This window comes from Halomonas sp. MES3-P3E, assembly GCF_002836035.1.
In the GTDB taxonomy this organism is placed as follows: domain Bacteria; phylum Pseudomonadota; class Gammaproteobacteria; order Pseudomonadales; family Halomonadaceae; genus Vreelandella; species Vreelandella arctica.
Map to the genome: position 1 here is coordinate 20,002 of NZ_PJBT01000186.1, position 16,408 is coordinate 36,409.

A 16,408-nucleotide genomic window follows, 5' to 3' on the forward strand; every position below is an offset into this window, starting at 1 on the left:
TGGATGGCGAAAGTAGCGCCCATGGACGGGTTCACAGCGCCCTCGCGGAAACCTGCCCTCGCACCGGGGCATGCTGATTGCCTGCCACAATAACCCTAAGGCGTTAACCAATGCCTGAAATCATTCAGTTCGCCGCGCACCGCCTGACGATATAAGCCCTGCAGTTGCGCCGTCACGCTGTCTTGGCTGATGGGTTCGTTGGCGGGTGGTGCGCCCGCGCGCCCGCCAATTCTGCGGCCATCCAGCTCGCGAAGCGGGAGTATTTCGGCGGCGGTGCCGGTTAAGAACGCCTCATCAGCGGTGTAGAGCTCATCACGGGTAATTCGCCGCTCGCGCACTTCAATATCCAGCACTTTTTGCGCTAGCTGAATCACGCTATCACGGGTGATGCCTTGCAGGCAGGAGGTCACTTCTGGGGTGTGCAGCACGCCATCGCGCAACAAAAAGACGTTCGCCGCCGAGGCCTCGGCTACATAGCCCTCCGGGTCGAGCATGATGGTTTCATCGAACCCGGCCTTGATCGCCGTATTCAGCGCCAGTATCGAGTTGACGTAGTGGCCATTGGTTTTCGCCCGACAGAGGCTGATATTGACGTGGTGGCGCGCCCAGGAAGAGGTTAGCGCGCGCAAACCGTGGGTGGCGGCCTGAGGCGAAATGTAGGGGCCTAAATCCCACGCGGCCACCATCACATGGGTCGTCAGCCCCTGGGCACGTAGTCCTAAACCTTCCGCACCAAAAAACACGGTAGGCTTCAGGTAGGCATTGCTCAGGCCGTTTTTGGTCAGGCACTCGCGCTGGGCATTGATCAGTTCCGCTTCACTAAACGGCAGCGGCATATCCAGCGAATGGGCGCTTTCTGCCAAGCGGCGGGTATGTTCAGCTGCACGAAATAGATGCGTGCCGCTAGGGCCAGCATAGGCGCGCACACCTTCAAAACAGCCCATGCCATAGTGCAAGGTGTGGGTGAAGACATGCACCCTGGCCTCGCGCCACTCCAGCCATTCACCGTCCTGCCAGATCCAGCCATCGCGGTCATAAAGCGGTGTCATTGTTTGCGTTGCTCCCACTGTTGGCACCAGTCGTCTATCAACGACTGCTGGTGCGGTTGCAGGGCCTGATAGCCCCAAGCGGCAATTTCATCGTTTTGCGGGTCGGGCACGGCAATCTGGGTATCTGACAAAGTCTGGATCACCGCGTGGCCACAGAGCGGTACATAGCCTTCTGAATAACCGCCTTCATGGACGAACACCAGCTTGCCCTCGCAGCAGCGCTCGGCCAGGGCTTTTAGCTGGGCGGTCATGGTGGCGAAGGCTTGGCTATTGAGCAACATCTTGCCTAAGGGATCTTTGGCGCAGGCGTCGTAACCGCAGGCCACCACGATCATGTCAGGTTTGAACGCCTCAAGCGCGGGCAACACCAGTTTTTCCATAGCATAGGCGTAGGCACCCAGGCCGCAGCCCGGCGGCAGCGGCAGGTTGAGATTGGCTGCCAGGCCTGCGCCTTCGCCCTGCTCGTCAAAACTGCCGGTTTCCAGCGGATAGTTGGCCGCTTGATGCATAGAAACGGTCAACACATCAGGCTCATTATAAAACGCTGCCTGCTGACCGTTACCGTGGTGAACATCCCAATCGAGTATCGCCACGCGGTTAACCTGCCCCAAGGCCCGGGCGCGCATCACCGCCACGGGGATATTGCCCAGCAGGCAGAACCCGCGGCCTTGATCGGCTTCGGCATGATGTCCCGGCGGGCGGCATAGGGCATAGGCGTTACTCACCTCACCCACTGCCACGGCTTCAACGGCGGCGATGGCTAAACCTGCGGACTGCGTGGCCGCTGCCCAACTGCCGGGCATATAAGGGGCGCAGTCGCCGCCGTTGCCGCCGCGTGCCTTATCCCCCGCCTGCAGTTCATCCAGGTAACGCGGAGTGTGAAAACGCAGCAGGTCAATAAGCGCAGCAGCGGGTGGTTTCACCACGTGCAGCTCATCAATCAGCCCGCTGACTTCGAGAATATTTTTCAGGCGTCGTTTACTTTCCGGGCTTTCCGAAGCGGCCTGGGGCTGCAGGAATTCGCCTGGTGCGGAGAACACCCCAATCGCGCCCTGGTCGTGCCAAAAGCAGCGTTCGTGCCAATAGAAACCGGTTCTGCTCATGCCGTAAAACCCTGCATAAAGGCGGTCAGGTTGGCGCTTAGATGTTCGGTTGGGTAACCGCCTTCCTGAACAATCACCATGGGTAGCGACAGCGCCGCTAAACGTTTGCCTACCTCGACAAATGCCTCGGTTTCCACCGTAAGCCCTGCTAGCGGGTCATCTTTATGAGCATCTAAACCGAGCGCTACCACCACGGCACCCGGCTCATAACGTTGCAGGTGATCAATCAGGATCGCCAGGGCATCGAGATAAACGTCGCCATCACTGCCCACCGGCAGGGGCAGATTCACATTGGTTCCAACACCTTCATCGCTGCCCTCTTCCTCTGCACCGCCCCAGAAAAATGGGTAAAAGTCGCTAGGGTCAGCGTGCAATGAGCCGGTCCACACATCGCTTCGATAATAAAAAATATCCTGGGTGCCGTTGCCGTGATGCAAATCCACATCGATGATCGCGACTTTGCCGTAGCGTTCACGCAGCACGGTCGCCGCCAGCGCGGAATTATTCAGCAGGCAAAAGCCCCCAGCGCGCTCCGGCCCGGCATGGTGGCCCGGCGGACGACACAATGCATAGGCCGTTGAGGCGCCATTCAGCACCTCTTCTGCTGCCGCTTCAGCGCTAGCCGCCGAGGCCAGCGCGCCTTGAAAGCTCGTAGCACTTAGCGGGCAGGCCATATCATGCAGATGCCAGCCCGCTTGCCCAATCGGGTGGCGCGGGTAGTGGTGGCCACCCCCGCAGGGGTGAATGTTTGGCGCAACCACTTCCGACGCGTTGGGCAGCGCCTGCCAGCGAGCGTAAATGGTGTCCAAAAACGTGAGGTAGCGCGGCGTATGGATCTGTTCCAGGCGCTTGCGCAGCTTAGGCGAATCGGCCTCGGCAGGTGTGGTCAGGGTCAGCCCTGCCGTTGCTAGCCCCTGGGTAAGCAGCTCCGCGCGCACCGGGCCTTCCGGCGAGGGCACGGGCTGACCGCGCAGCAGGAAGGTCGGTGGCGCGTGGTACGCTTGGTCGGGGTGGTAAAAGCATTTCATGGGACGCATTCCTTAGCGAAGCTATGATGCAGTAGATTCAGGCAATGACTCCCACACTTCAATGGCAGCAGCCAGATCTTCCAGCGAAGCGCCTACCGATTTGAATAGCGTGATGGCCTCCGGCCCTGAGCGCCCCGATTTAGTCCTTGCGAGCACCTCAGCAAGCTCCGCTTGAATCTGGTCGAACTGGAATTCGCTCTCTTCAATGGCTTGCAGAATATCGCCCGCTTCGCCTTTGGCACCGGCGTAGGTGTCTACAAATACCTCTGAGCGACGCAAACACAGCGCATCGGTTTCACGCATCTGTGGCCGAAACGCACCGATCAAATCCAAGTGGGTGCCAGGCGTCAGCCACTCGCCCTTGACCAGCGGCTGGGTAGAGAGCGTCACGCAACTGACGATATCCGCTTCTGCCACAGCATCCGCCAGATCTTCCACCACGTGGGTCTCAAAGCGTTCGGCGTATTCATCGGCGATGGCGGCCGCTTTACTGGGATTACGGCCCCAGATCAGCACACGTTTGATGGGCCGCACGCTGGCGTGAGCCTCGATCACCATGGGCGCCAACTTGCCCGTACCCACCACTAGCAGCGTTTCTGCGTTCTCATTCGCCAACGCTTGGGAGGCCAGCGCCGAAGCAGCCGCCGTACGGCGCCGGGTTAACTCGCTGCCATCGATACAGGCCAACGGCTGGCCGTGTTTGCCCTCGCTGAGCAAATAAAGCCCAGAGATGGCTGGGATACCGTGGTCGGCGTTTTGCGGGAACACGTTGACCATTTTCACGCCGATATAGCCCGCCGCTTCCCAGGCGGGCATTAGCAGCATGGTGGCTTCGCCATCGGGCCGGTGCATCGCATGGTGATGGCGTGGAGGAGACTCCACGCCGTTCACGAACGTTGTGTGTAGCCGCTTGATCAAGCCATTCCACGACAGGTGGCGAGTGACCTCTTCGGCAGTAACAACCCGCATATCAGGCCTCCGGCAGCGCGGCGATCACCATGATCTCAACTTTCCACTCAGACTTGGCGAGCTGGGCTTCAAGCGCTGCGCGCACCGGCGGGCGACCGGGCACAACCCAGGCGTCCCAAGCCGCGTTCATTTGGTCAAACTCCGCCATGCTAGTGACCCAGATTTGCGCTGAAATCAGATGCTCTTTCGAGGTACCCGCTTGGGCTAGCAGTTGGTCGATACGCGCCAGTACCTGCTCAGTTTGGCCGCGCATATCCGCCGTGGCATCAGGTGGAACCTGGCCTGCGAGATAAACGGTGCCGTTGTGAATCGCCACTTGGCTCATACGTGCGTTGCTGTCTTGATAGGTAACGCCCATGGTGTTTTTCCTTGAAAGAGGTTGTGTTGATTTAAAAGGGATTATCAGAGACTAGTGCGCTCGCCGACAAATTACTTGCCCGACACTGCGGTAGATTTGCCCGCAAGTCATGCAGGCAAGAAAATTTTATCACTAGCGGTCCGATGAGGGTCTAGCGATCTGAAGAAGGAGAGAGGTCGAAATAACGCCGATAGGCGCGGGAAAAACTGCCTTGATCGCGAAAGCCGACCAGCATGGCGATATGCCCCAGGCTGAGTGTGCTGTGGCGAACCAAGGTGCGGGCATGCTCTAAGCGCCTGCGCTGCACATAGGCTAGCGGCGTTACGCCGGTCAGCTCGCGAAAGCAGCTGTGAAAGTGCCCGGGGCTCAAAGCACACAAAGCAGCTAACTGCTCCACACGGATCTCATCGGCAAGATGCTGATCCAACCAGGCATCCAAACGAGCAAGATCCAGGCGCTCGCTAATACAGTGTTGGCCCAACTGCCCGACCGCCGTGGGAGAGGCATCATGCAGATACATGGTCAGCGCCCGTAACAACAGAATCGCGATTTCATTCTGCAGCGCGGGACACTGCTCAAGCTGATTCGCCAGGGCGTGGGTAAGCTGGTTTAACGCAGGGGGTACGCTGAAAAAGCGCGGCTTATCAAAGAGACGCTCGATCTCACTGCCCTTTTCAAGCGACGCCAAATGCGCAACGGGAATATCCAACACCAAGGTGCGGTTACTGCCATCCCCTTGGTACTCGTGATGGCGCGACGAAGGAATCAAACACCCGCGGCGAGCGGTAACCCGCTCCCCCTGGCCTTCCATCGAAAGCTCCGTAACGCCACAAGTGGCCAGAATAAGCTGATGAAAATCGTGGGTATGGGCCACCTGCTCCTGGGCTAAGTTGCGGCTATGCAGCTCAAAAAGGGCCATGGTGGATACCGTCTGTACATCGAATGCTATTTCAGCACTATAAAACGGCTAAGCAATAAAAAGCGAGGAAGCGGTCAACTGTGCGTTAACGCTCTGCCGGAAAGGTGCACGGGTATTTACTAAGCGCGCTGGCTGTCATGCGCCAGTCATGGACTCAGGATAGCTTGTTCGTAAGCTGCTATAAGAGTCTAAACAACATGTCACAGCACCGACGCCATCCTCTTAGTCACCCTCTCAGCGAATCAGAAATCGCGTCCCTCTCTCAGCTAGCCAATGGCAACGCCATCACCCAGCAGCGCGAAGCAGAGCGTGAGTCGCGGCTGGCATCAGCATTAACGCTGTTTCACTCGACGACACCCGCAACCGCGATGCCACTGGGCGGTATGAAAGTACTTATGATTTCGGATGTCTACTTTCCTCGCGTTAATGGTGTTTCTACTTCCATAGCCAGCTTTCGTGGCGCCCTTGAACGCTTGGGCCACTCGGTCACGCTGATCTGCCCCGACTACCCCGTAGGCCAAGTGGATGAGCCAGGCGTGCTGCGTATCCCGTCACGCGGCGTGCCCGGCGACCCTGAAGACCGCATGATGCGCTACAGGGACCTACTTGCCCTGGCACCATCACTGGCAGGTGAGACCTTTGATCTTATTCATGTGCACACACCCTTTACCGCCCACTATGCTGGCGTGGCGCTGGGGCGTCGGCTTGGACTACCGGTGGTGGCGACCTATCACACGCTTTTTGAGGAGTACATTCATCACTATATCCGCTGGCTTCCGCGGCGCTGGCTGCGCTTTGCTGCACGAAGGCTCTCGGTGCACCAGTGCCAGCAGCTCGACGCCTTGGTCGCTCCTTCACGGGCAATGCAGCACGCACTCGCCCACTACGGCGTAACGACACCCATCATGGTCATTGCCACTGGTTTAGCGCTGGAGGCGTTTTGCCACCCCCAAGGAGCCCAGGATGCTAGCGACTTTCGTGCTCACTACGACCTGCCTACAGATGCACGGCTGCTGCTCTATGTCGGCCGCGCCGCCTTTGAGAAGAACATCGATTTTCTGATTGATATGCTGCCCCAGGTGTTAGTCGAATACCCCACTACCCGTTTAATTATTACCGGCGAAGGCCCGGCCCACGAAACACTCGTCAAACGCGCCCAAGAAATAGGCGTGGCAGACGCCGTACTGTTCCTCGGCTATCTCGACCGCAACGGCCCACTGCAAGCCGCCTACCGCGCCGCCGATGTATTCGTATTTGCATCACGCACGGAAACCCAGGGGCTAGTCCTGCTAGAAGCGATGGCACTCGGCACGCCGGTAGTTTCCACCGCGATGATGGGTACGCTGGATGTATTAAAAGAGGGAGAAGGCTGCCTGATCGCCGAGGATACCCATGACGACTTCGCCGCCAAGGTCAACCGCCTGCTAGGCAATGAACCCCTGCGCCAACAGCTCGCCGAACGCGCCCAAACCTACGCCGCTAGCTGGCACGAAGATGCCAAGAGTGTGGAGTTAGTGGAGCTCTATCAACAGTTGGCGGTAGATCGTTGTGAGAGAATAGGGAGATAAGTGACAATGTTCGGTTGACACTTTGTGGACACATCCAGGGATTTAGAAAGGGAAAAACACAAATCGCAGGCACAAAAAAGGCGCCTAAGCGCCTGATTTTTAATGTTTGGTGCCGGTAGCCAGACTCGAACTGGCACACCCGTAAAGGCGGCGGATTTTGAATCCGCTGCGTCTACCAATTCCGCCATACCGGCAATGCGTGCGTAGTATACGTAAATTTCTAGGTGGGTCAATCACATTGACTGACTTTATGCAGCCAAAGCGCTATCCTATGCCGCCTGTTTGATCAACGCTAAGAGTTATACACCATGCAGCGCGCGGATTTTCATTACGAGCTACCCGACGAATTAATTGCTCGCTACCCTTCTGAACAGCGTAGCGACTGCCGTTTGCTGTGTGTGGATGGCCAGAGCGGCGCGCTTGAGCACCGCCGCTTTCCTGATTTGCTTGAGCTTTTAGAGCCTGGCGACCTACTGGTGTTCAACGACACCCGCGTGATCCCGGCGCGCCTGCACGGCCATAAGGCCAGTGGCGGCAAGGTGGAGATGCTGCTGGAACGCCCGCTGGATGCTTACCGTGGCCTGGCACATATACGCTCGAGTAAATCGCCTAAGCCCGGCACGGAGCTGATTTTCGAGGGTGATATTCACGCCATTGTAGAAGGCCGCCGTGACGCGCTGTTCGAGCTGCGCTTTTTAGGCGATACACCGATGATCGCGCTGCTCGAAAAACACGGCCATATGCCGCTGCCGCCGTATATCACCCGGGAAGACGAACTTAGCGACCGTGAGCGCTACCAGACGGTTTACGCCCGGCGTGACGGCGCCGTGGCGGCGCCGACCGCTGGGCTGCATTTTGATCAACCGCTGCTGGATGCGCTGGCTGATAAAGGCATTAACCGTGCATTTGTCACCCTGCACGTAGGCGCGGGCACCTTTCAGCCGGTGCGCGTCGACAACATCCTTGAACACCATATGCACAGCGAGTGGATTGAGGTCACGGAAGCCACCTGCCAGCAAGTGCGCGAGACCCTGGCGGCGGGTAAGCGGGTGGTCGCGGTGGGCACCACCAGCGTGCGCTGCCTGGAAAGCGCCTGCATGAAAAGTAGCGACGGGCAGATCACGCCTTATAGTGGCGATACCGATATTTTTATCTATCCCGGTTACCAGTGGCGCTGCGTGGATGCTTTAATTACCAACTTCCATCTGCCTGAATCGACCCTGTTGATGCTGGTGTCCTCCTTTGTGGGCTACGACACCACCATGCACGCCTACCAACGGGCAGTGGCCGAGCGCTATACGTTTTTTAGCTATGGCGACGCCATGCTGCTGACCCGCTAGTTACTGACTGCTGATTGTTGCCCCGCTTGCCCTGCTCCAGTCGCGCCAAACGAACGAGATTAACGAGTTACCTTTATGCGAAACGAATGCTTTATGCGCTTTGAGCGCTTGGCCGACGATGGCCGCGCCCGCCGTGGCCGCCTCCACTTTCCCCGTGGCACGGTCGAAACCCCAGCCTTTATGCCAGTGGGCACGTACGGCACGGTAAAAGGCATGACGCCGGACTCTGTCAAAGAGATCGGCGCCGAAATCATCCTGGGCAACACCTTTCACCTCTGGCTGCGCCCCGGCACCGAGGTAATTGAAGCCCACGGCGACCTGCACGACTTCGCCCAGTGGGATAAACCGATTCTGACCGACTCCGGCGGCTTCCAGGTATTTTCTCTGGGAGAGACGCGCAAGATCACCGAGCAGGGCGTGCACTTCCGCTCGCCGGTGGATGGCAGCAAAGTCTTTATGGGCCCGGAAGAGTCCATGGCGGTTCAACGTTCGCTGGGCTCCGATGTGGTCATGATCTTTGATGAGTGCACGCCCTACCCGGCCACCTTTGAGGAAGCCGAGAAATCCATGGAGCTGTCGCTGCGCTGGGCCAAACGCTCGCGGGATGCCCACGGCGACTCCCCTTCCGCGCTGTTCGGTATTATTCAGGGCGGCATGCACCCTGAGCTGCGCGAACGCTCGCTCAAAGGGCTGCTGGAGATCGGCTTTGATGGTTTGGCGATTGGCGGGCTTTCTGTCGGCGAACCGAAAGAAGAGATGATCAAGGTGCTCGACTACCTGCCCACCTGGATGCCGGATGAGATGCCGCGCTACTTAATGGGCGTCGGAAAACCCGAAGACCTGGTGGAAGGCGTTCGTCGCGGCGTGGATATGTTCGATTGCGTAATGCCCACCCGCAACGCGCGTAACGGCCACCTGTTCACCTCGGAAGGCACGGTCAAAATTCGTAACGCCAAGCACCGTTTTGACACCCGTCCACTCGATGAAGAGTGCGATTGTCATACCTGTAAGCGTTTCTCGCGGGGTTACCTGCACCACTTAGACCGCTGCAATGAAATGCTCGGCTCAATGCTCAACACCATCCACAACTTACGTTACTACCAGCGTGTGATGGCTGATTTGCGCGCGGCAATTGAAGCGGGTACATTGACGACCTTTGTGGAAGGCTTCTATGCACGGCGCGGCCTGCCGGTGCCTCCCCTTGCTACCTAAAACCTAGCGAATTAATCGCCACGCGCCATGGCGGGTGGTTTAAACTGTTTGGTCATATTTAAAAACCAAGCTTTTAAAAACTAAGCCTTTCAAAACCAGGCATCTAAAAACCTAAGCTTTTTCTAACTCAGGAGCTCTCTACAATGCTGGATTTCTTCATCTCACCAGCCCATGCCCAAGAAGCCGCCGCTGGCGGTGGTATTGCGCAAATTGTCATGCTGGTCGGCTTCGTGCTGATTTTCTACTTCCTGTTGTGGCGCCCGCAAGCCAAGCGTGCTAAGCAGCACAAGCAACTGGTCAGCAACCTGGACAAAGGCGATGAGATCGTCATTGGCGGCGGTTTGGTGGGTCGTATCACTAAAGTGAGCGACGAATTCCTGACCATCGAGATCTCTGAAGGCACCGAAGTTAACGTGCAGAAGAACGCCGTTGCCGCCGTACTGCCTAAAGGCACCATCAAGTCCATCTAAACCTTGTAGTACCCCTGCCGAGCCAGTGCCAGCCACCCCGGCAGGGGTGACATGGTATAAATGATGGTGAACTTTGCTGTGCACGGCGAGTCCGTGCACAGCATTCCGTTTGTAATTGAAGGCAGGGCTTGCATGCTCAACCGTTACCCCCTGTGGAAGTATCTACTGATACTGGTCGTCCTGGTGGTTGGCCTTATCTATTCGCTTCCCAATCTATTCCCCGAAGATCCCGCCATCCAAATTAGCAGCGCCCAAGGCGATTCGCTGAATGAGCAACAGATAGACCGTGTTGAAACCGCGCTCAGCGAAAACGGTATTGCGATCAAAGCACTCGAAGAAGAGGACGGTCAGTGGCTCATTCGTTTGCGCCAAGACGATGATCAACTTCCGGCACGCGACATTGCCGCCGACCTATTGGGCGATGAGGCAACGGTAGCGCTAAACCTTGCTGAAGCAACGCCGGAGTGGCTACAGGCCTTTTCTGCTTCCCCCATGACGCTAGGCCTTGATTTGCGCGGTGGCGTACACTTCCTGCTGGAAGTGGATATGGATGCCGCTCTGACTCAGCGCCTGGAAGTCAACGCCAGCGCCATGCGTGAACTACTACGCGAAGAGCGGATTCGCTATCGTAATACCGATATCGAAGAGCGCTCGCTGTCGATCGACTTTGCTAGCGCCGAAGACCGCGACACGGCGCGCAGCCTGATCAGCCGTGACTTTCCTGAGTTTGAATACAGCAGTGAAGGCGATGGCCGCGCTTCAACGCTGGTAATGACGCTTAGCGATCAATCGGTCAACGAAATTCAGGATTACGCGATCAACCAGAACTTGACCACCCTGCGCAACCGGGTCAACGAACTAGGCGTCGCGGAGCCTATGGTGCAGCGCCAAGGCCCCAACCAGATCGTAGTGGAACTGCCCGGTATTCAAGACACCGTGGCCGCCAAGCGGATCGTGGGTGCCACCGCCAACCTGGAATTCCGCCTGGAAGCCCGCCCCGACACGCCGGAAAACGAAACGGAAACCCTGACGTTTCGTAACGAGCCTGCGCGCACTGCTGAGTTAATGCGCGATGTGATCATTACCGGTGACAGTGTTTCCAGCGCCAGCAACAGCTTCGATGAAAACGGTCGCCCGCAGGTCAATATTGATCTGGACGGCACCGGCGGCACGCTGATGAACCGCGCCACGCGCACCAACATTGGCCGCAATATGGCGGTGCTGTTCATCGAGCATAAGAGTGAAGACACCGTGGTGACCGACCCGGAAACGGGTGAAGAAACCATTGAGCGCGAGCCCTATGTTGAGCGCGGCCTGATTAGCTTGGCAACGATTCAAAGCGCTTTGGGTAACAGCTTCCGGATCACCGGCCTGGACTCGCCGACAGAAGCCGCTGAACTGGCGCTGCTGCTGCGTTCAGGCTCACTCGCTGCCCCCATCTACTTCGTGCAAGAGCGCACGATTGGGCCAAGCTTGGGCGCTGAAAACATTGAGCGCGGTTTGCTCTCGGTCCAGATCGGTCTGCTGCTGGTCGTGCTGTTCATGCTGGTGCGTTACAAGGTGTTTGGGGTGTTTGCCAACATCGCCCTGGCGCTGAACTTAACGCTGCTGGTCGCGGTAATGTCGATGCTGGGCGCCACGCTGACGCTGCCGGGTATTGCCGGTATCGTGTTGACGCTGGGCATGGCGGTCGATGCCAACGTGCTGATCTTTGAGCGAATACGCGAAGAGCTGCGCAATGGCATGTCGGTGCAACAGGCGATTCAAGCCGGTTATGAGCGCGCCTTTACCTCCATCGTCGACGCCAATATCACCACGCTGCTGGTGGCCGTTATCCTGTTCTCGATTGGCTCCGGCCCAGTGAAAGGGTTTGCCGTCACGCTCTCTATCGGTATTTTGACGTCGCTGTTCACCGCTCTGATGGTGACTCGCGCCATGGTCAATCTGGCCTATGGCAGCAAACCCGTCAAAAAGCTGTGGATCTAATCCGCGTGCTTAGCCCAGAACTTAAGAGGTGGTAATGAAACCCCTATCACACCTGCGAATCGACTTTATGGGACGGCGCAAAATCGCGTATATCGTCTCCGCACTGCTTTTGATCGTGTCGATTGGCGCCATCCTGATCCAGCAGCTCAACCTGGGGCTGGATTTTACTGGCGGCACGCTGATTGAGGTGCGCTATGGCGCGGCGCCCTCACTCGATGCTATTCGCGTGCTTCTCGAAGAGAGCGGCTTCCAAGATGTTTCGGTGCAAACCTTCGGCGCATCCACCGAGGTACTGATTCGCCTCCAGCAGGCGTTTGATGCCGATGTGGGTGGCGAAGTCGTTAACCTACTACGTGCCGATGGCGACACGGTCAACCTGGTACGCTCTGAGTTTGTGGGCTCCCAGGTAGGTGACCAGCTTCGCGACCAGAGCGGCCTTGGCCTGCTGGTCGCCCTCGGCGTGGTCATGGTTTATGTAGCGTTCCGCTTTCAGTACAAGTTTGCGATTGGCGCACTGCTGGCGTTGCTGCATGACGTCGTGATCGTGGTCGGCGTTTTCGCGCTATTTCAGCTCGATTTCGACCTCACGGTACTGGCGGCCATCCTGGCGGTGATCGGCTACTCCTTGAACGATACCATCGTGGTTTACGATCGCGTTCGCGAAGCCATCCGCACCTCGCGTATCGACGACATGCCACAGATCTTCAACGAAGCGATCAACGCTACGCTCTCGCGTACATTGGCAACCTCGGGCACGACCGTACTAGTGCTGCTCGCGCTACTGCTGTTGGGCGGCGATATGATTGAAAACTTTGCCATTGCGCTGCTGGTCGGCATCGTGGTGGGTACGTTCTCTTCTATCTATATTGCCGCGGCGCTGCTGCTACCGCTGAAGCTGTCGCGGGAAGATTTGATTCCCACCAAGAAAGAGCTTGATGAAGAAGAGGAGGAGTTGCCTTAACGGCTCCTCCATTTAGATGGCTTCTTTAGCCGACAAAAAAGCCCCTGCTGGTAACCCAGCAGGGGCTTTTTTCATCTTTACAGCTTTTATCTTTAAAAGCTCAGCATTGCTGCTTAAAAGTGCGGCGTTAGCTGCTTGATCAGTGCCTTGTAAAGACGCGGTCCGGCGGCCATTAGCTGTCCTTCCACTTTCACCGTGGGCTGGCCGTCTGGCGTTCCCATCAAGGCGCCCGACTCTTTCAGGAACAGCGTGCCTACCAGCATGTCCTGCTCTTCCAAGCCGAGCACAAAAGCGCTGTCTACTCGCCCAGTGGCCAACTCACACAAATCCAGCAGTCCACAGCCTGTTGCCAGCAGGTTTTCTACCTGTGGGGCAAGCTGCTGTGAAACGGTTAGATAGGCAGGCAAATTGCGGGGGCGCAGCCAAACTTCCGGCAGGCTCATGGCCATGCGCGTACCGCTAATGGCGGTAGGTTTGCTCACACGCATGCGCTTGTCATTGTGCTGGGCACCGCGACCGCGGCTGGCGATATATTCGTCGTCGGCGAACGGGCAGATAATCACTGCGTGCTCGGGACGACCTTTGATAAGACACACCACTGAGAGTGCAAAGCCCTTACCAGCAACGGCTAAATTGGAGTAACCGTGCATCGGTTCAATTTTCCAGACGGTATCCGCGCCTTCGCCTTCACCCGCGCGGTGCGGCGTAAAGCGACCGGTAACACCGTGCTGGGGATAACCGCGTTCCAACTGCTGAACAATCGTCGCTTCGGCCTTGCGCGCTGTCTCATCGAGCAGGCGGTCAAGGTTAAATTCATCGTGAGCGTTTTCAATACGTTCGCGTACGCGCAGGAAGTGTTCAACAGCGCCACGCGCAGCGCGCAGCGTAAATTGGACCATCGGATTCATGGTTGGGCCTTGTGACAGTGATGTTAAAGAACGTGATGCTAATAATAGAGCATAAGTAGGCGCAGGTGCCGCCTTTGGCGCGCAATTCTAGCAGACCACTCTCGGGCATGCCATCGACTCATGCTAGACTGCGCGTTTTACGCGATAATCATCACCCTCTTTATTCACCGCCCTCTTTATTCACCGAGCCTTATTCATGCTTGAGCGCATCCGCATTATTTTAATCGGCACTAGCCATCCAGGTAACATCGGCGGCGTGGCACGCGCCATGCACAATATGGGCTTGGCAGATTTAGCCCTTGTTGCCCCCCGCTGCGAAGTCATTACCCAGGACAGTATTTCCCGCGCGTCCGGCGCTGACCACCTCCTTCATCAAGCCAGTGTGCACGGTACTCTTGAAGACGCAGTGGCTGATTGCACCCTGGCCGTGGGTGCCAGTGCGCGCTCACGCACTCTGCCCTGGCCAATGCTCTCGCCCAGGGAATTAGCCGACCGGCTGCCCGCCGAGTGCCAAGCGGCTGAGTCACGCGTGGCGCTAGTGTTTGGCCGCGAGGACAGCGGCCTGACCAATGCTGAGCTACAGCGCTGCCATGCCCACGTGCATATTCCGACTAATGCCGATTTCAGCTCGCTCAATTTGGCCGCAGCAGTGCAGGTGCTAGCCTATGAGTGTCGGATGGCTTGGCTAAGCCAGGCAGATGCGCCTTCAGCGACGCCGAGCGATGACGCTGAACTGGCTACCCACGCGGAGCTTGAGCGTTACTTCGAGCACCTGGAGCGCACGCTGATCGGCATTGATTTTCACGACCCTGACCAGCCGCGGCAACTGATGGCGAGACTGCGCCGACTCTATCTGCGCGCCCGCCCGGAGCGTATGGAAATGAATATATTGCGTGGCATACTGTCGGCCACCGAGAAGGCCGCCAACACCAAGCAAACCAAGTCATAATTTATTAGGCTTGAAGATGCTGACTTGAAGACGTTACCTAACGCCCCCACGTTGAAGGTCTGTTTAGTTATCTTCATGCGATGCACTTTCAGTTGAGTGACTGCACCTCTACCGCCCAAGGATCACCTCATGTTTCAACGTCTACGTGAAGACATCAACAGCGTATTTGACCGCGACCCAGCCGCACGTAACTTTCTTGAGGTGCTGACCAACTACCCCGGCCTGCACGCTCTACTGCTGCATCGCTGCGGCCACTGGCTGTGGAAAAAAAACCTCAAATGGCTAGCGCGGACGCTATCGACGTTTTCACGCTGGCTAACCGGTATCGAGATCCACCCGGGCGCCACCATCGGACGGCGCTTTTTCATCGACCACGGCATGGGCGTGGTGATTGGTGAAACGGCTCAGGTCGGCGATAACGTCACGCTGTACCAGGGAGTTACGCTGGGCGGCACCAGCTGGAACAAAGGCAAGCGCCACCCAACGTTGGGCGATGGGGTGATTGTCGGCGCGGGCGCCAAGATACTAGGCCCCTTTACCGTGGGTGCGGGAGCCAAAATTGGCTCTAACGCGGTGGTCACGAAAGAAGTACCGCCGGGCGCCACAGTGGTCGGTATTCCCGGCAAAATCGTCAAGCGCACCGACCCTGATGTGGAAGAGGCGCTGGATGTCGACCCCGCCCGTCGCGAGGCTATCTGCCAGAAATTTGGCTTTGATGCTTATGGTGTCAGCCAGGATATGCCCGACCCCGTAGCCCGCTCGATGCAGGCCATGCTCGACCATATGCACGCCGTGGATGAACGAATTGAGCGCATGTGTTCGACCCTGCGCAAGCTTGATGACAACTACCGTGACGGCCAGCTACCGGCGCTACGCGAAGAAGATTTTGCCGGCATTCTGGATGAGCACGATACCGGCTGCCCAGGCGTTGGCAAACGTTCGGCCACACCGGCATCAGCTAAGCAAGAGGCTGGGCAAGAGACCGAGCAAGAAACACTGCCGCCGCGTAATGGTTGACCAAAGCACTCAGGTTTTCCCATAATGGCAACACATTTGCCGTCAGTGCGCTGAGCGTTCAGCGTCGAGGGGCTTGCCATGCGCTTGACCACCAAAGGCCGTTACGCCGTTACCGCCATGCTCGATTTAGCCTTGCATGCCCACAACGGCCCGACCAGCCTAAGCGATATCTCCCAGCGCCAAGAGATATCGCTCTCCTATTTAGAGCAGCTTTTTGCTCGCCTGCGCCGTGCAGGCTTGGTCAACAGCGTGCGCGGGCCAGGCGGCGGCTACCTGCTGTCGCAACCGGCGGAAGAAATTAGCGTTTCCAAGGTGATTGATGCGGTGAATGAAAGCGTTGATGCCACGCGCTGCCAGGGGCTTTCCGATTGCCAGCAGGGCGACACCTGCCTGACACACCACTTGTGGTGCGAGCTTTCCGTTCAGATACGCCATTTCTTTGACGAGATGACGCTGGCACAACTGATGCTGCGCCCTGATGTCATACGTATTGCATCGCGACAGAAACAGCGTGCCGAGGCGGGTATTCTTGCCTCCTCACCCTGACCCAACGCTCCCTGACCGACAAACT

At 57.7% G+C, this 16,408-nt stretch carries 16 protein-coding genes and 1 tRNA gene; 9 read left to right on the forward strand and 8 right to left on the reverse strand.

All coding sequences use genetic code 11. The annotated features are described in order from the left end of the window. Positions 1–95: 95 nt before the first annotated feature. The 6 genes from CXF87_RS15930 to CXF87_RS15955 all read right to left on the reverse strand — a co-directional run bounded on the left by CXF87_RS15930 (position 96) and on the right by CXF87_RS15955 (position 5,426). On the reverse strand, positions 96–1,049 hold the full coding sequence (locus CXF87_RS15930; protein ID WP_101147300.1) for a branched-chain amino acid transaminase: 954 nt from the start codon (positions 1,047–1,049) through the stop codon (positions 96–98). Next, complete coding sequence (locus tag CXF87_RS15935; RefSeq protein ID WP_101147301.1) at positions 1,046–2,152, reverse strand: class II histone deacetylase; 1,107 nt, start codon at positions 2,150–2,152, stop codon at positions 1,046–1,048. Before CXF87_RS15935 ends, CXF87_RS15930 begins: the two co-directional genes overlap by 4 nt. After that, positions 2,149–3,180: a histone deacetylase family protein gene (locus CXF87_RS15940; protein ID WP_101147302.1), complete on the reverse strand. Its 1,032-nt coding sequence runs from the start codon at positions 3,178–3,180 to the stop codon at positions 2,149–2,151. Before CXF87_RS15940 ends, CXF87_RS15935 begins: the two co-directional genes overlap by 4 nt. A gap of 21 nt (positions 3,181–3,201) precedes the next feature. Then, entirely contained in the window at positions 3,202–4,149 is a 948-nt protein-coding gene (locus CXF87_RS15945) for an ornithine cyclodeaminase family protein (RefSeq protein ID WP_101147303.1), read from the reverse strand. Between the two features lies 1 nt (position 4,150). Beyond that, on the reverse strand, positions 4,151–4,507 hold the full coding sequence (locus tag CXF87_RS15950) for a RidA family protein (protein ID WP_101147304.1): 357 nt from the start codon (positions 4,505–4,507) through the stop codon (positions 4,151–4,153). Positions 4,508–4,658: 151 nt separating this feature from the next. Next, positions 4,659–5,426 carry a helix-turn-helix transcriptional regulator gene (locus CXF87_RS15955; protein WP_101147305.1) on the reverse strand — a complete coding sequence of 256 codons (768 nt, stop codon included), beginning with the start codon at positions 5,424–5,426 and terminating at the stop codon, positions 4,659–4,661. A gap of 197 nt (positions 5,427–5,623) precedes the next feature. Between CXF87_RS15955 and CXF87_RS15960 the strand changes: the two genes are divergently transcribed. Continuing rightward, positions 5,624–6,994 (forward strand): glycosyltransferase, encoded by a 1,371-nt coding sequence (locus tag CXF87_RS15960; RefSeq protein ID WP_101147306.1) that lies wholly within the window; start codon positions 5,624–5,626, stop codon positions 6,992–6,994. A 107-nt stretch (positions 6,995–7,101) separates the two neighbouring features. Here CXF87_RS15960 and CXF87_RS15965 read toward each other — a convergent pair. Continuing rightward, a tRNA-Leu gene (locus CXF87_RS15965) sits at positions 7,102–7,188 on the reverse strand. Between the two features lie 114 nt (positions 7,189–7,302). On the opposite strand from CXF87_RS15965, the gene queA reads away from it, so the two are divergent. From queA to secF, 5 genes are all read left to right on the forward strand, one after another. Continuing rightward, the gene (queA, locus tag CXF87_RS15970; RefSeq protein ID WP_101147307.1) at positions 7,303–8,334 is read left to right on the forward strand and encodes a tRNA preQ1(34) S-adenosylmethionine ribosyltransferase-isomerase QueA; all 1,032 of its coding nucleotides are present in this window, start codon (positions 7,303–7,305) and stop codon (positions 8,332–8,334) included. 93 nt (positions 8,335–8,427) lie between these two features. Then, positions 8,428–9,546 (forward strand): tRNA guanosine(34) transglycosylase Tgt, encoded by a 1,119-nt coding sequence (gene tgt / locus CXF87_RS15975; RefSeq protein ID WP_101147437.1) that lies wholly within the window; start codon positions 8,428–8,430, stop codon positions 9,544–9,546. A gap of 143 nt (positions 9,547–9,689) precedes the next feature. Continuing rightward, positions 9,690–10,016 carry a preprotein translocase subunit YajC gene (gene yajC / locus CXF87_RS15980; RefSeq protein ID WP_071695382.1) on the forward strand — a complete coding sequence of 109 codons (327 nt, stop codon included), beginning with the start codon at positions 9,690–9,692 and terminating at the stop codon, positions 10,014–10,016. A 132-nt stretch (positions 10,017–10,148) separates the two neighbouring features. Beyond that, the gene (gene secD, locus CXF87_RS15985; RefSeq protein WP_101147438.1) at positions 10,149–12,002 is read left to right on the forward strand and encodes a protein translocase subunit SecD; all 1,854 of its coding nucleotides are present in this window, start codon (positions 10,149–10,151) and stop codon (positions 12,000–12,002) included. A 34-nt stretch (positions 12,003–12,036) separates the two neighbouring features. After that, on the forward strand, positions 12,037–12,963 hold the full coding sequence (secF, locus tag CXF87_RS15990) for a protein translocase subunit SecF (RefSeq protein WP_101147308.1): 927 nt from the start codon (positions 12,037–12,039) through the stop codon (positions 12,961–12,963). Between the two features lie 113 nt (positions 12,964–13,076). On the opposite strand, the gene CXF87_RS15995 is transcribed toward secF, so the two are convergent. Beyond that, positions 13,077–13,871 (reverse strand): inositol monophosphatase family protein, encoded by a 795-nt coding sequence (locus tag CXF87_RS15995; RefSeq protein ID WP_035564573.1) that lies wholly within the window; start codon positions 13,869–13,871, stop codon positions 13,077–13,079. A 196-nt stretch (positions 13,872–14,067) separates the two neighbouring features. On the opposite strand from CXF87_RS15995, the gene trmJ reads away from it, so the two are divergent. From trmJ to iscR, 3 genes are all read left to right on the forward strand, one after another. Continuing rightward, complete coding sequence (gene trmJ / locus CXF87_RS16000; protein WP_101147309.1) at positions 14,068–14,820, forward strand: tRNA (cytosine(32)/uridine(32)-2'-O)-methyltransferase TrmJ; 753 nt, start codon at positions 14,068–14,070, stop codon at positions 14,818–14,820. Between the two features lie 129 nt (positions 14,821–14,949). Continuing rightward, complete coding sequence (cysE, locus tag CXF87_RS16005) at positions 14,950–15,837, forward strand: serine O-acetyltransferase (protein WP_101147310.1); 888 nt, start codon at positions 14,950–14,952, stop codon at positions 15,835–15,837. A gap of 78 nt (positions 15,838–15,915) precedes the next feature. Further along, positions 15,916–16,383 carry a Fe-S cluster assembly transcriptional regulator IscR gene (gene iscR, locus CXF87_RS16010; protein ID WP_035564577.1) on the forward strand — a complete coding sequence of 156 codons (468 nt, stop codon included), beginning with the start codon at positions 15,916–15,918 and terminating at the stop codon, positions 16,381–16,383. Positions 16,384–16,408: the final 25 nt, after the last annotated feature.

Excerpts from the sequence above, each read along its gene's own strand:
- CXF87_RS15930 (WP_101147300.1), bottom strand. The coding sequence starts at position 1,049 with ATGACACCGCTTTATGACCGCGATGGCTGGATCTGGCAGGACGGTGAA.
- CXF87_RS15935 (WP_101147301.1), bottom strand. The coding sequence starts at position 2,152 with ATGAGCAGAACCGGTTTCTATTGGCACGAACGCTGCTTTTGGCACGAC.
- CXF87_RS15940 (WP_101147302.1), bottom strand. The coding sequence starts at position 3,180 with ATGAAATGCTTTTACCACCCCGACCAAGCGTACCACGCGCCACCGACC.
- CXF87_RS15945 (WP_101147303.1), bottom strand. The coding sequence starts at position 4,149 with ATGCGGGTTGTTACTGCCGAAGAGGTCACTCGCCACCTGTCGTGGAAT.
- CXF87_RS15950 (WP_101147304.1), bottom strand. The coding sequence starts at position 4,507 with ATGGGCGTTACCTATCAAGACAGCAACGCACGTATGAGCCAAGTGGCG.
- CXF87_RS15955 (WP_101147305.1), bottom strand. The coding sequence starts at position 5,426 with ATGGCCCTTTTTGAGCTGCATAGCCGCAACTTAGCCCAGGAGCAGGTG.
- CXF87_RS15960 (WP_101147306.1), top strand. The coding sequence starts at position 5,624 with ATGTCACAGCACCGACGCCATCCTCTTAGTCACCCTCTCAGCGAATCA.
- queA (WP_101147307.1), top strand. The coding sequence starts at position 7,303 with ATGCAGCGCGCGGATTTTCATTACGAGCTACCCGACGAATTAATTGCT.
- tgt (WP_101147437.1), top strand. The coding sequence starts at position 8,428 with ATGCGCTTTGAGCGCTTGGCCGACGATGGCCGCGCCCGCCGTGGCCGC.
- yajC (WP_071695382.1), top strand. The coding sequence starts at position 9,690 with ATGCTGGATTTCTTCATCTCACCAGCCCATGCCCAAGAAGCCGCCGCT.
- secD (WP_101147438.1), top strand. The coding sequence starts at position 10,149 with ATGCTCAACCGTTACCCCCTGTGGAAGTATCTACTGATACTGGTCGTC.
- secF (WP_101147308.1), top strand. The coding sequence starts at position 12,037 with ATGAAACCCCTATCACACCTGCGAATCGACTTTATGGGACGGCGCAAA.
- CXF87_RS15995 (WP_035564573.1), bottom strand. The coding sequence starts at position 13,871 with ATGAATCCGATGGTCCAATTTACGCTGCGCGCTGCGCGTGGCGCTGTT.
- trmJ (WP_101147309.1), top strand. The coding sequence starts at position 14,068 with ATGCTTGAGCGCATCCGCATTATTTTAATCGGCACTAGCCATCCAGGT.
- cysE (WP_101147310.1), top strand. The coding sequence starts at position 14,950 with ATGTTTCAACGTCTACGTGAAGACATCAACAGCGTATTTGACCGCGAC.
- iscR (WP_035564577.1), top strand. The coding sequence starts at position 15,916 with ATGCGCTTGACCACCAAAGGCCGTTACGCCGTTACCGCCATGCTCGAT.